Annotated in this window: 10 protein-coding genes, 1 tRNA gene and 1 other RNA gene; 5 read left to right on the plus strand and 7 right to left on the minus strand. The window is 63.9% G+C overall.

Annotated elements, in window-relative coordinates; translation table 11 throughout:
- Positions 1 to 208: 208 nt before the first annotated feature.
- The 4 genes from E6X30_RS04540 to E6X30_RS04555 form a co-directional block, all read right to left on the minus strand.
- A complete protein-coding gene (locus E6X30_RS04540) occupies positions 209 to 1,381 on the minus strand; it encodes a hypothetical protein (protein WP_070435586.1) in 1,173 nt (390 codons plus the stop codon).
- Between the two features lie 152 nt (positions 1,382 to 1,533).
- Positions 1,534 to 1,618, minus strand: a tRNA-Ser gene (locus tag E6X30_RS04545).
- 127 nt (positions 1,619 to 1,745) lie between these two features.
- Positions 1,746 to 1,862 carry a methionine/alanine import family NSS transporter small subunit gene (locus E6X30_RS04550; protein ID WP_016663766.1) on the minus strand — a complete coding sequence of 39 codons (117 nt, stop codon included), beginning with the start codon at positions 1,860 to 1,862 and terminating at the stop codon, positions 1,746 to 1,748.
- The gene (locus E6X30_RS04555; protein ID WP_070435587.1) at positions 1,859 to 3,613 is read right to left on the minus strand and encodes a sodium-dependent transporter; all 1,755 of its coding nucleotides are present in this window, start codon (positions 3,611 to 3,613) and stop codon (positions 1,859 to 1,861) included. The genes E6X30_RS04550 and E6X30_RS04555 overlap by 4 nt, the downstream gene beginning before the upstream one ends.
- Positions 3,614 to 3,794: 181 nt before the next feature.
- Here E6X30_RS04555 and ffs point away from each other — a divergent pair.
- An RNA gene (ffs, locus tag E6X30_RS04560) (signal recognition particle sRNA small type) lies at positions 3,795 to 3,890 on the plus strand.
- Between the two features lie 19 nt (positions 3,891 to 3,909).
- Here the strand turns inward: ffs and E6X30_RS04565 are convergent.
- Positions 3,910 to 4,500, minus strand: coding sequence for a DUF421 domain-containing protein (locus tag E6X30_RS04565; protein ID WP_070435588.1), 591 nt, complete (start codon positions 4,498 to 4,500; stop codon positions 3,910 to 3,912).
- 394 nt (positions 4,501 to 4,894) lie between these two features.
- Between E6X30_RS04565 and E6X30_RS04570 the strand changes: the two genes are divergently transcribed.
- Entirely contained in the window at positions 4,895 to 5,743 is an 849-nt protein-coding gene (locus tag E6X30_RS04570) for a DUF559 domain-containing protein (RefSeq protein ID WP_070435589.1), read from the plus strand.
- Between the two features lie 174 nt (positions 5,744 to 5,917).
- A complete protein-coding gene (locus tag E6X30_RS04575) occupies positions 5,918 to 8,896 on the plus strand; it encodes a DNA polymerase III subunit gamma and tau (protein ID WP_070435590.1) in 2,979 nt (992 codons plus the stop codon).
- A 375-nt stretch (positions 8,897 to 9,271) separates the two neighbouring features.
- Here E6X30_RS04575 and E6X30_RS04580 read toward each other — a convergent pair whose 3' ends face one another.
- Both E6X30_RS04580 and E6X30_RS04585 read right to left on the minus strand, forming a co-directional pair.
- Positions 9,272 to 10,780, minus strand: a complete 1,509-nt coding sequence (locus E6X30_RS04580; RefSeq protein WP_016663772.1) for an amidase — start codon at positions 10,778 to 10,780, stop codon at positions 9,272 to 9,274.
- A 9-nt stretch (positions 10,781 to 10,789) separates the two neighbouring features.
- Positions 10,790 to 11,365, minus strand: a complete 576-nt coding sequence (locus E6X30_RS04585; protein ID WP_016663773.1) for a hypothetical protein — start codon at positions 11,363 to 11,365, stop codon at positions 10,790 to 10,792.
- A 78-nt stretch (positions 11,366 to 11,443) separates the two neighbouring features.
- On the opposite strand from E6X30_RS04585, the gene recR reads away from it, so the two are divergent.
- Positions 11,444 to 12,037: a recombination mediator RecR gene (gene recR, locus E6X30_RS04590; RefSeq protein WP_016663774.1), complete on the plus strand. Its 594-nt coding sequence runs from the start codon at positions 11,444 to 11,446 to the stop codon at positions 12,035 to 12,037.
- 9 nt (positions 12,038 to 12,046) lie between these two features.
- Positions 12,047 to 13,750 carry a hypothetical protein gene (locus tag E6X30_RS04595; protein ID WP_016663775.1) on the plus strand — a complete coding sequence of 568 codons (1,704 nt, stop codon included), beginning with the start codon at positions 12,047 to 12,049 and terminating at the stop codon, positions 13,748 to 13,750.
- Positions 13,751 to 13,849: the final 99 nt, after the last annotated feature.

Raw genomic sequence — 13,849 nt, forward strand, 5'->3', positions numbered from 1 at the left:
TCGTCGGATCATCCGTGTGCAGGAGGCGGAGCTTGCGGCCTAGGCGCCAGAGAGTTTCCTCGCGATCCGGTCAAACGGGGTGAAATCTCCGGCGGGGGAGTGAAGCACCTCGGGGTTTGCGATTCCGACGGTATCCAGGCCACCGTCGGACTCCACCTCAAGAGCTGATGCCGCCAGGCTCAGCTTCCCGGCTACGCCAACCCAACATTTAGCCTTGCGCGTTCTTCGCGGCCTGTGCACGTGCCGCATTATGCGCAAGCACGAAGGCATCGGTGTTGCGCATGAAATCCCTTGCCCACTCCGCTCGTCTCGTGGCCGCACGTCGGTACTGACTGCGCTGAACCTTGTCCCCGGAAGCAGCAAACCCCTGGACGTGCTCGAGCCGCTCAAAGTGCTCCATGACCTTCGAAAAAGCATCGTCGGGGGAGGTGAGAACATTCGAGCCGCGCTCGCGGTCCCCGATTTCGTCGTACTGCCAGCGCCCCTGAGCGTTCCGAAGCGCCCACGCGGGGGCTCGGTCGCCAATCGCCCTGCGCAGGTACGCATCGGGTTCTTCGGCCACGGTGATGTCGATACGCGCATACCGATCGCGCACGGCGGGCGAGCAGCGGAAGAGACGGCTAATGTCCCGCGCGTCGAATCCGGAAAAGTAGGGAACCTGCCCTGCAAGGGAACCGTCGGACTGAATCAGGTGATTGAAGAGGTAACTCGCGCTCCCGATGTACAGGCGGTCGTTGCCGGAGGTTAACGGAGAGAGGTACTCCTCGACGTAGTACACGCACGAAAGGATGGCGGCCATGTCGGCGGCAATGGCCCGATCGAACTCTTCCGTACTTTCGGGGCGGAACTCCCACGTTGCACTTCCGTATTCCTTGTAAATCAGGTCGCGGAAAGCATCAACGGCTTCGTCGATTTCGCCCGTCACGCGTGGATCCCCTTCACCGGAATCTTTCGTCGAAAATCGATGCCTAACGTGCTTATCCGCGCGATCGGCGAACACGAGCTTCCACGTACCGCTTCCGTCGCTCCTTACGTTACGAAAGATCCCATACGAAACCGGTAAGACCCGGCTCGTCGCCGTGGTCACCATGTTTACACCCTTAATTTCGCCCGGCTCGCTCCCCTCAAATTTCTCGTCGAGGTCATCTTTGAGGGACCGAAGGAAGCGATCGGGGGCCCCGCTCCTCGGCCGCACACGCCTCAGCTCACGAATGTGGAAACCCGAAATGGGGTCGATGACACTCTCGGCGTGCAACTCATCGAGATAGAGGCTTGCAGCAATCTTCGTGGGGAAGTGGTGCTCGGGCGGTTCCTGTGAGCACGCCTCTGCGCTCTGTGCGGTGCACTGTTGAATCTTGTCGAGCGGGGTAATGTGCCACATGCGGGACTCCAGGCGCCGGTCGTCGCTTCGTCGTGATTGAAAGGGGCGCGCACCGAGTTTACGTACCGGTTCTGGTGGAACTGCGAGAGCCCCAGCGCGAAAAACGGGCACCGGCCCAACCATGAAGGCTGAGGCGGTGCCCGTTCAATCAGCGGAGGATAGGGGATTTGAACCCCTGAGGGCGTGAACCCAACACGCGTTCCAGGCGTGCGCCATAGGCCGCTAGGCGAATCCTCCAGTTCGCTGCCGTGGGCGGGACATACCCGCCACAAAAGGCAACGCGCTCCAGTGTACCCAAAAAGACATGCGCGGCGCATGTGCGGGCCGGAATCGCTCGGTACAGACGGGTCGAAGGTCACACGAGCTAGTCGTCTTCGGCAGAAAGATCGGGATGGCGCAGTAGATTCACGATCGCTGCACCGAGCCCGCCCCAGAGCATAAGCATCGAGACGATCAGCAAAACAACGGCTGACGCATTCATCGCTTCCCTCCCTTCGTCAAGAGGCGCGCGAAGAGTCCGGCGCGCGCGGGGTCATCGTCGGCGCGAAGCTCTTGCGGGAACTGCGTCGTGGACGTGGGGGCCTCAAGCGGCTTGCCGCGCACGATGCTTTGAGCGATCGGGTCGCCGTCGGAGTCGAGCTTGCCAGCATTGGAGGCTTTCGGCCACGGGATTGCGCTCATGATGATGGCTAAAGCGACGAGTGTCGCCGCCATGCCCCACCCAAACGTATTGACGAACCACGAGGGCATGCCGCCGTAGCCGTTCGCGAGGATTTCGCGCGCATCGAGCACGAGGGTGACGGCGAGGATCGCCGGGGCGATGACCGAGATCATGACGTACCAAAAATCGCCCACTCGGAAGGAGCCGTACATATTCAAGTGGTCGCGCAGGGCGGGGATGCCGCGAATCACGTAGGAGAGAACGAGCGTCCCCACGAGGGCAGCGACCACGATGCCAAACGAATTCACGAACTTGTCGGAGACGTCGAGCAAGTTGAGGCCCGTCGTCGTGGAAAAGCCGAGGGTCGAAAGGATCGCCATGGGGATGCCCACGGCGAGCGTGCCGGCAACGCGGCCAAGGCCCAGCTTGTCCTGCACAGCGGCGATGATGACTTCGAGGATCGAAATGAGCGAGGTGAAGCCGGCCACGAGCAGAGAGCCGAAGAACAGCGCACCAATGAGAGCACCGAGCGGGGCCTGATTGATGATTGCCGGGAAGGCAATGAAGGCGAGACCGATGCCGTCGGTCGCGACGTCGGTCACCTGTTGGCCGGTTGACGCCGCCATGAAGCCGAGAGCGGCAAACACGCCGATGCCGGCGAGGAGCTCGAAGCCCGAGTTCGAGAAGGCGACAACGAGGCCGGAGCCCGTCAGGTCGGTCTTCTTCTTGAGGTACGAGGCGTAGGTGAGCATGATGCCGAACGCAACCGAGAGCGAATAGAAGATCTGCCCATAGGCCGCGATCCACACCGAGCCGTCTGTAAGAGCACCCCAGTCGGGCGTGAAGAGTGCATCAAGGCCGAAGCTTGCGTTCGGTAGAGTCACCGCACGAATGACGAGCACGAGGAACATCACGATAAGAAGCGGGATGAAGATCGTGCTCGAGCGGGCGATCCCGCCTTGAACGCCGAGCGCAAGAACACCGACGCTCAAAACCCACACGACGATCATCGCGATGAGGATCTTCGGCACGAAATCAAAGCCAATCCCCGTTGTCTCAGCGGGGACCGACGCCGTGAACTCACCGAAAAACGCCCCTGGGTCATCACCCCACGCCTTGTTAAAGCTGAAGATGAAGTACCACGCAGACCACGCGAGGATTGCCGCGTAATACGCCGCGATCACTACGCAGATCATGACCTGCCACCAGCCGATAGCCTCGGCCTTGCGGTTCATGCGCCGCCAGGCGAGAGGTGCGGAACTACGCCACCGGTGCCCAATCGCGTAATCCATGAAGAGGAGCGGAACACCCGCGGTGAGGAGCGCGATCAGGTACGGAATCATAAATGCGCCGCCACCGTTTTCGTACGCCGTGTACGGGAAGCGCCAAATGTTGCCAAGCCCCACCGCCGAGCCGATCGCCGCAAAAATAAACGCTGTGCGGCCGGAGAACGCGCCGCGGTTAGCGCGCTGTTGTTCGGGGGCGGCGTGCGAAGTGGTGGGGACACCGGCGGGTCGGTCAGTGCTCGGGGCCGACGGTTCCACGCCCAAGTGGTGGGGATGATCGGTCATCGTGGTCTTTCCATGTGGGGTGTTCGCGTGGGTCGCGAATTGAACCTCCATAGTGTGGGGAGGAGGAGCGCGCCGTGTCCACCGCGTTTCGCGATGTGGTCGGCTCCGAGAATGGGGCTCGTCTACATCACAGTGGCCGACGGTGGCTGTGCGAAATACGTTGCGAGCCTGTATCGTTGAGGGCGACTCCCCGCGTGGTGTCATCCATCGGAATCCCCCAGGGCTTGACGGCAGCAAGGGTACGAAGGCTCTGGCAGGTGCGCGGGGAGTCGTTTTATGCCGTCAGCGAGCAGGGGTTAGTCGAGCGAGTCGTCTTCGGGAAGAACAAATTCCTGCCCCACGACCCCCTTGATAAGGAGGGGGTCAATATTTTCCCCTTCGCGGATGACGCTAATGAAGCCGTTCGGCTCCATAATCGCGCACTGAACCTGGCTCCGGGTAGCGATGCCGGAGCGACGGAACGCGAATGCGAGGTCCTGGTCCGTGACGCGGGCCCGCCGCGCGTAGTGCTCGATTTTCTTACCGTGCGCGAAGACGACGACGGGTCGTTTGTTGAGACCAAGCGCGGGATATTTTGTCGATCGTGACAGTGCCGTGTTGAGCGCGCCGAAGATCACTTCCATGAGAACGAGGGTGACGAGCCCGATCACGCCTGCGGCGAGGGTGGGTGGGTGTCCAATCACGACGCGGCCTGCGACTGCGCCGAGCATGATGATGACGGCGGCGTCGAAGCTCGTCGACCCCGTGAGGATGCGCGGCCCAAAAATGTGGATGAGGAGGTAGAAGACGAGGTAAATCACGACGGCGGAGAGGACCACGATGGGGATACGCCACCATTCGATACCGACCGCCCCGATCAGTGCTTCGGTCCACTGCGCAAATGTCATGGGTTAAGCCTAGGCCACCAGCCCCTGAGGCGCGGGGCCGTCCCAGTCTCCTCCTTCCCACGCTGCTCCCTCTCTCCCTCGCCGTCGCACTTTATGAAAATTCTCGAGTTATGCGGGGCTGCTGCCCTTGCCATGCCCCTGTTTCTTCATGAAGTGAAACGGGAGAAGATGGGCGAGGCGGGGGAAGAGGAGGCGACGCGGGGGAAGAAGGCAGTGAGGGGAAGAAGGCAGTGAGGGGCGGAAGTGGGGGCGGAAGTGGGGTGGTGAGGGATTGCAGGCGAGGGGCTGTGGCAAACTCTTTCCTCTTGCCGCGGCTTTCGCTTCACAGCCTGCGGTTGTCAACAGCGGCGTTACCCCTGTGATTTGAATACCTCTCAACTTCAATCCTTGGAGTATGAGAATCGACTTTTCCCACGAGGCTGTGAGTGCGGCGCAACTTTTCGAGGCAGGTTGGACCCGGCGTTCCATCAACCGCGCTCTCGCGAAGGGAAACCTCGTGCGGGTCGCGTACGGATGCTACTCGTTCACCCCACTTTCGACGGAGGATCTTGCTATACGCGCGGTCACGCTTGGCTGTTGGGTCACGTGCTTCTCGGCACTTGAACGGCATGGTCTCTGGGTCCCGCGAATGTCTGGCCCGCCGCATTTGTGCACGACCTACAATCGCCTCGCAAGTGGCAAGGCCCGAGAGGCGAGCGTGGGATCCCACCGCCGATGGACCCGCAACCCGTCGAAAGCACCCGTGCTGGACATCGTGGATTCGCTGACTGAGGCTGTCCACTGCGGAACTGCTGAACAGGCGTTTATTGTGCTCGAGTCTGCCCTCCGCCTTGGGAAGGTAGCCCCGTTTGAAGTTGAGCGCATCTTGGGAAAGTGCTTCGCATACCAGGCCAAGGAGATTGGAGTCCCGGGCCGTTTCTCAGAGTCGGGAACGGAATCGGCGTTCGCCTTTCGCATGAAACGCCTGGGTGTCGGTTTTCGGCAGCAGGTGTACATCGATGCCATTGGGCGCGTTGACTTCCTGATCGGGGACTCGCTCGTCGTTGAGCTCGATTCGTTCGAGCATCATCAAGCTAGCCGGCACGGGTTCAATCGAGATCGCGAGCGCGATGCGGATCTTCAGCTCCGTGGCTACAGGGTGATCAGGCTGACCTACGACCAGGTGTTTTACCGCTGGAACGAGTGCGAGGCTCGAGTGAGGGAGGCCATCAGGCAGGGTTTTCATCGTAAGCGGATGCGATGAACTGGACCGCGTCACTTTTAATAAAAATTCCGGGGCTGCAGGCTCTCGAAGGCAAGCAGCTCTGAGGTTTTCTTCATGGTGTGGAACGCAATCTCCGCGAGGTCCGGGCCCAGCCAGCACTCGCACTCGACGCTCGACCTCATCCACAATGCTGCCCTCCATTAGGCTGGTGTCGTGGCTACAGCTCTTTACCGTCGTTATCGCCCCGAGTCCTTCGCCGAGGTCATCGGCCAGGACCACGTCACCGAGCCGATCCGGCGCGCGTTGAAGTCGGGCCGAATCGGCCACGCCTATCTTTTTTCGGGCCCGCGCGGCTGCGGCAAGACCACGTCGGCACGCATCCTCGCGCGGTGCCTGAACTGCGCCGAGGGGCCCACGGATACGCCCTGCGGCACGTGCGATTCATGCCGTGATCTCGCACGCGACGGGGCGGGCAGTCTCGACGTCGTCGAGATCGACGCGGCGAGCCACGGCGGCGTGGATGATGCCCGTGACCTGCGTGAACGTGCAGCTTTTGCTCCGGTCCGCGACCGCTTCAAGGTCTTCATCATCGACGAGGCCCACATGGTCACCTCGGCCGGCTTCAACGCGCTGCTCAAGCTCGTTGAGGAGCCGCCCGAGCACGTCAAGTTTGTGTTCGCGACGACCGAGCCCGACAAGGTGATCGGCACGATTCGTTCGCGCACCCACCACTATCCGTTCCGCCTCATCCCGCCGCAGGTGCTGCTTCCCTACCTCGAGCAGATTTGTGCTCAGGAGGGCGTCACTGTTGAGGACGGGGTCCTCTCGCTCGCCGTGCGTGCGGGCGGCGGCTCGGCCCGTGACACGTTGAGCGTGCTCGACCAGCTGATCGCCGGCTCTGACGAACGCGGTGTCGAGCTTGAGGTTGCGACGAACCTGCTCGGCTTCACCGACGTTGAACTGCTTAATCGCGCGGTTGATGCCATCGCGGCACACGACGCCGCGACCCTGTTCGGCGTTCTCGACGAGGTGATCGGCTCGGGCCACGAGCCTAGGCGCTTTGTCGAGGACCTGCTCGAGCGCTTCCGTGATCTCATCGTTCTCGTAGCTGCGCCCGAGCGCGCACGCGAGCTGCTTCCGGACGTTCCTAGCGACCAGGTCCAACGCCTGAGTTCCCAGGCCGAGGATTTCGAGCCTCGCACGCTTACGCATTTGGCGCAGGTGACGAGCGAAGCCCTCAACTCCATGGTGGGCGCGACCTCGCCACGCTTACATCTCGAATTGCTCGCCGCGAGGCTCCTTCTCAGCCCGGCGACGGGTACGGGGGAGGGCGCAATCGGGGCACGCCCCGGCGCGGTGGGCGGCGCCCCGGGCGCCTCTTTCGGTGGCGCGAATGGGGGCGGGGCTGCGCAGTCCGACGCCTCCCGCCAACCCCTGTCTCCACGTCAGCGCGCCGTGCAAATTGCACGGGAACAGGCAGCGGCGGCCGCGGGCCGCGACAAAGGTCAGGTCTCGCGAGCGCCGCAGGCCGAGGAATCGTCGCCGCACGCGCACCGAGACCCCGCGCGAGAAGAGCAGAGAGCGGTGCAGGCAGACCAGCTTCGGACGCAGCCCAAGGCTCAAGAAGGGCCGGAGCACGTGCCAGCCTCGCCTGAAGCGGAACCCGTGAAAAACGCGCAGTCCTCTCGGCCGACGCCGGAGCAACCTCAATCGCAGCCACGGCGACCAGTGCCGAGCAACAGCGATGATTCATGGGGCGACCTTGTGTCGCAGCAACCGTCGGACTCCCTGAAGCCGAACCCGACCCCTGAGCAACCGGCCCATTCTGCGACGGACGGAGCGAACCCGCAGGCCACACCGGCGGATTCGGGCGCGAGTGCGAGCGATGTTGAGGGGCACTGGTCGGCGCTTATGGATACGCTGCAGACGCTCAAGCGCGCATCGTGGGCGCTTATCGCTCAAAATGCGGGCATTCAGTCGTTTGACGGCTCGACCCTCGTGTTGAGTTTCCGCAGCCAAGGGCTCGTCAATGCTTTCTATCGCGGCCAGCACGCGCCGCATATGGCCGAGGCCGTGCGGCGCATCATGCGCATCGACGTGACGGTCGAGGCTACCTCTGGCGATGTGCCGCCGGGAGATGGGCGCGGCGGTTCTCCCTCCAATGGTTCGCCCGCGAACGGCAATCGATCACGCGAAGGTGGACCCCCCAAGGCCGCCGCGCCCACTGAGCGGTGGGGCGATGCCGTTGCTCCAGCCGAGCATCCGGCGCCTTCACCGCACGTGCCCGGGCAGAACGCAGCGAATGCACGCGCAACGCGCGACGCGGAGGCGTCTCCAGGGGGCCAGCCTCCCGTGGCAGTTGCCGCCCCTCGCGAGCCGGACGCGGACGTGCCGCCGTTCTTCGACGAGGAGCCTCCCGGTGACGAGGATGCCCCGTCTGAGGACTACACACCGCAGCGCACCTCCGAGCCGGAGCCTGAACCTCGGGCGCAGTTTGAAGAACCGACGCCCGCGCGCGACACTGCTTCGATGCCGCGCGGGGTCACGGAGCCGGTGCGCATCCCGGCACAACCAGGCGAGGGAGAGCCTCGCACCCACGGCCAGAAGGCTCTCAAGGAGGCGATGGCAAGCGCGTTCGGTCAGGGTTTTGAACCTGCGGCGACTCTCGTAGATGCACCCGAGGCGAACGTCCCGGCGGGGCACGAAAAGGATCCAGCAATCGGGCGGGCTCAGGCCGAGGTTGATGCGGAGCAGACCGATGCATGGTCGGGGACAGCAACCGCTACGTCGACAGATGAAGACAGCTGGGGACTACGCACGCAACCAGATGTGCAACGCGATCAGGCTCCCGAAAGACAGGAGCTCAAGCGGGGCCCGGGTCTGGGTCCCGCTGGTGCGCCGCGTCTGACGGGTGCTGCGCTTGCGCGTCAGGCCCTCCACGAAGCGCAAGCCAATCGACACGGCAGCGGTGCACATGCTGGCTATGGGCTCAATGGACGCAGCCAGCACTCGCCCAAGGCTCAAGAATCGCACGTGAGCGCCGAGGGTCATAATTACGATGATCCCTTCCAGGGGGCTTCGCTCGATGACGAAGACGCGTCGTCAACTGGCTCGCAGCGCCGCCCCGGTCGAGACATTGTTGAGGAATTCCTCGGCGGCGAGGTGCTCGAGGTTATCGACGAGCAGCCCTGAGCCCCTATCTCGATTTGCCTGATCTCGCTTATGAAAATTTGTGTTCGGGCGTCGATGCTGCGCTCTCGGCGTTGCGCTCTGGGCGCCGATGGCGTCTCGGAGTATGAAGAAATTGTGGGCTTGGGGGTCGGTGAGGGCTTGGTGCTGGCTGTTTTTTCATGAAGTGTGACGGTGCGGGCGAGGAGAGCGGCGGCAGGGGCTGTTCTGGCCTCGGCTCTGGGGTCGGCCCTTCACTCTGGGCGCTGATCGCGTCTCGGAGTATGAAGAAATTGTGGGCTTGGGGGTCGGTGAGGGCTTGGTGCTGGCTGTTTTTTCATGAAGTGTGACGGCACGGGCGAGGAGAGCGGCGGAAGGGGCGAGCCGCGCCTGGGCTTTTCAGGGCGCGACGAGTAGGGGCCAGGGGTCGAGGGCCTCGAGCTGCGCGGCGATACTGAGAAGAGTGGTCTCGGCTCCCGGCCGAGTTCCCCCGAGGTGGACGCCTACGGGCAGTTCGATTCCGTCGACCACTGTGCGATGCAGTGGCACGCTCATGGCGGCGAACCCATTCATATTCCACACGCTCGTGAACGGTGTGAAGCGCGATTGAAAATCGAAGTCCTCGCGCGGGTCGTCGGGGATGCGATCCGCGAGCACGGGCGGCTCGGACAGCATCGGCGTGAGGATCGCGTCGAAGCTCTCCCACGCCTCGGCCATGCGTCGCGTAAGTTCCTGGATGCGCGCGATGGCGGCGGCGTACTCAAGTCCGGTGACCTCGGCGCCGATGCCGCGTAGCCAGCGCGTGAGTGCTCCAACGCCCGCTGCCTCCTCCCCGGCGCGGGCTTCGGCGCTCCCGGCCGGACCGTACGGCAGCGGAATCGACGCTGCTCCCACAGCCCACACGGGCATGAACGTTTGCCAATCCTTCGGTGTCATCGGTGCGGGGATCTCGATGGTTGTGTGCCCGAGGGCCTCGAGCAGCGAGCGGGCACGCTCGACGGCTTCGAGAGAGGAGGCCGCGAGCTCTACCTCGGCGACCATGGGCGAGGTGAGCACACCGATCCTGAGCGGTGAAACCTTTCGCGCATCGAGCGCAGCGAGCGACGCCTCGACTGAAGAGGTTGCGCCGCAGCCCGCGCCCCGTGTGGGCCGCGTGCCAGCGAATGAATCGCCTGGCCGTGCGTGGGCGATGAGATCGATGCCGAGGGCGAGATCCGCGACCGTGCGCGCGAGCATTCCGTGGCGCGCGAGTCCCGGCCCGTCGAGGCCGTGTGGTCCGGCGCTTACCGTTCCACGCGAGGTCACCATGCCGAGGACGCCATTGCAGGCAGCGGGCACACGCACGCTTCCGCCGGCGTCGTTGCCGTGGGCGAGTGGCGCGATGCCGCACGCGACGGCTGCACCGGCGCCGCCGCTCGAACCGCCTGCGGTGCGCCGCACATCCCACGGAGTGCGGGCCGCTCCGAGTGGCGATTCGCTAAACACGCTCATCCCGAACTCGCTCGTCGTGGTTTTCCCGAGCGTGAGGGTGCCGGCGGCGATGAGATCCTCGGCGATGCCATCGGTGCGAGTCGATATGCTTCCTGCGAGAGCGGGGGAGCCGGCCTCGAATGGCAGCCCTTCGACTTCGACGAGGTCTTTGATCGGTAGGGGAATGCCGGCGAGGAAAGGCGCTGGCGTTTTGCCCGCAGAGCGTTCTGCGAGCAGCATCTCCTCGGCGCGCTCGGCTTGCGTGCGGGCACGATCGTCGGTGACACACGAAAACGCCCCGACCTTCGCGCCGCGTTCATGGGCGCGCTCGAGTGCGCGCTCGACGTGGACGCTCGGCGTGAGCTCTCCGTCGCGGTAGGCCCGCGCGAGTCGAACGGCGCTGAAATCGAGGGGGTCGTCTTGACCGTCGGCAAGCATGGCCCGCTCCTAGTTCAGCGGGGCAAGCGGTGCGAAAAGATCGGTGCGTGAGGTTGTCACGACCGTGTCCTGCTCGGCAACGGGAATCGACACTTCCCAAAACGGCGGCGTGGGCTCGAGCCCGCGGTCCGTGAGAGTTGTGAGCAGGGCATTCCACGAGTCGTCGCGCGTGCTGTAGGGGCCGTTGTGCGAAAGAGCTGCGATGCGCCCCTCGGGGAGGGTGACGGTACTTGCGTGGAGTGTGGTCTCGCCCGGGCAAGCGTCGGACCTCACGTCGATATCCCTCGAAAGCGGACGTTCGATCGGGAAACCGATAGCGACATCGCTCTGCGCGTGAGCGCTGTCGATGCCGCCAACGCGGTAAAACACGACAACCAGGTGCCCGGTGATCTCGGCGCCTTCGCGCTCGAGCGCCGCGGGCAGAGCATCAGCAACCACGCTCGCATAGTCTCCGAGCGCGTCCATCGCAAGGTCGTTGACGCGGACGGCGGCGAGCGGCACGGAGGGCTGATCGAGCACGGTGAGTGTCGTGTAGCCGCGGCCGTTTTCGACATCGCTTCCGCCGGGAGTCGTGTGGATGGTCATGGTGTGCTTTCGCGTTGAGAACGGGCGTGGGGCGAGTTTACGAGTTTATTTGTCTCACCCGTGCCATAGAGTTTAGGTGTGTTTCAGGGAATCGTGCAGGATCTGATCGACGAACTCGGGATGCTCCCCGGGGTGGGCCCCAAGTCGGCGCAGCGCATCGCGTTTTACGTGCTCGGTGCGGAGAGCGCGTCGATCGAACGGCTGGCCTCGACCCTCACCGAGGTGAAAAAGCGCATCCGCTTTTGCGAGGTGTGCGGCAATATCGCAGAGGAAGAACGCTGTGCGATCTGCCTCGACGAGCGTCGCAACGGTGAGCTCCTGTGCGTTGTGGAGGAGCCCCGCGATGTTTTTGCGATCGAGCGGCTTCGCGAGTATCGGGGTCGCTACCACGTGCTCGGCGGCGCGATCGACCCAATCGGGGGAGTCGGCCCGGCGGACCTGCGTATTCAGGAACTTCAGGATCGCGTCTCGCAAGGAGGCATCACCGAAGTGATCCTTGCGCTGGACCCGAACGTTCAGGGCGAGGCGACGAGCACCTACATCGCGCGCACGCTTGCGGACTCCGGAGTCGAGGTCACGCGTCTGGCCTCGGGCCTTCCGGTCGGCGGGGACCTTGATTACGCTGATGAGATGACTCTTGGCCGCGCGTTCGCGGGGCGGCGCACTTTCTAGGGGGTTTCGATGGTGCAGGGCACTCACCCGGGAAGGCCGGGCCAGGGCATGGGGATTCCGACGCTCGCCGGGCCTTCGGCGCAGTCACTTCCGCCACTGCTCGACTTGCCCGAGCCGGAAAGGCTGCCCACGGGAGACGACGTCGTCGACCTTCCCGAGGAAGTCTTGTGCGAATCCGCGCGGTCGATGCGCGCGGCCACGGGCCGGAAGATTTGGGTGTGGATGGCAATTGTGGGGTTTGTCAGTTGGGGAGCGCTCGCGATGGTGTTTCTCGGTTCGCTGACCCCGCTGTTTTTGTTTTTGCCGATTTTCGCGATTGCCGAGCCATCGTTCGTGGCATCGCTCCTCAACGGACTCGGCGCGTCACCGGGTGTCGTGCTGTTCATAGCTTTTGGGTCGGCGCCCTTAGGCGCGCTCGCCGGTCTGGGGGCGGCAGCGCTCGGTCTGCGGTCGGTTGCGCGGCTACGCCCCCGCGAGTACCTCACGGAGAAGGAGTTTCGAAGGGCGATCGGCTGGTCGTTTGCGAAGTGGATCCTGTGCCCCGAGCTCGCAGTGATCGTCCTATCGATGATCCTTACCGCGCTTCCCGGTAACACCTTCATCCTCGCCGACTTTTCTTACATCGTCGTGTCGGGGTACCTCCAGATGCTTGTGATCGCACTGTTGAGCGCGCCTCTCGCGGCTGGACTCGCGCGTGCATCAAACCCGCTGAAGCTGCCGGGACTCGGCGAGCTGGAAATGAGGCGCCAGGCTGCGATTGGCACGGACAACTACGGTCACTACACGCGCGTTCTATTCGCGCAGGATCGTCGGCACCTGCCGCGCAATAGGTTCATCGCAAACCCGCGCGTCGTGGCGCAGTCGTTCCGCACTATCGCCCGGTACCGCTGGTGGCAGGTCCTGACCGTTGCTGTGCTGGTTGTGCCGTTTTACTACTTTGCCGATTTCGGGCAACTTTTTACGTTCGATGGCGGCGTTGGCGACGTCTCCGGCGCGACGGATTTTTCCCTCACGACGCGCATCGCGGCACTCATCCTGCTCATTGCGTGGCTGGGCGCCTTCGCATGGCTGCCACCGCTCGTGCTCTCCCTGTTCCACCTCATACCGCCATCAAAACGGGGGGTCCGGGATCAGCGCACCTATCCCACGATTACTGAGCGCATGGCCGTGAATCGATGGGAGCGGGGCGTCGTGTGGGTGACAACCCTTGGTCTCGCCGCAGTGGAAGCCGTGTGCCTCATCGCGTTGCTCGTCGTGCTCCAGGTGACCGGTGACGCAGCCCTCGCGGGCCCAGTGCACCTCTGGGTTCTTGGGATCTCGGGATTCGCGGCGAGCGCATTGGGGATGATCGCCACCTACCGCGCGATGGCGATTGACCTGCGCACGATCGTTTACGGCCCTGCGGGCTGGTACATGCGCAGAGAGGTGCCGTTCTCAGCCATTGCACCTCAGCGCGGCACACGGACGGATCTCGCGGACGATCCGCGCGTGAGGGCGGCTCTGCGCGAACGTCAGGCGATGAAACTTGGTCTACCGAAAGACGCGACGCTCGAGCAAATCGCCAAGGCGGCCTCGAGAACCGGTGTGTTGCCCGACTTTGGGCTCGGCGAAGAACAGGTGACGCCCGCCACGGTCGAGCCTCCCACGATCAAAGGCGAGCACGATATCCCGGAGAGTCTCGAGGAGCTGCACGCGGGACGCCTCACAGTGTGAGACGCAACGGGCGCGCTGCACTCATCCCCGCGGCCTCGCCTGTCACAATGGCACCACCCCGCATTCATGCCACTACCGCGGTAACCCCGCGCGCGAAAG

This window comes from Dermabacter sp., assembly GCF_032550575.1.
Taxonomy (GTDB): domain Bacteria; phylum Actinomycetota; class Actinomycetes; order Actinomycetales; family Dermabacteraceae; genus Dermabacter; species Dermabacter hominis.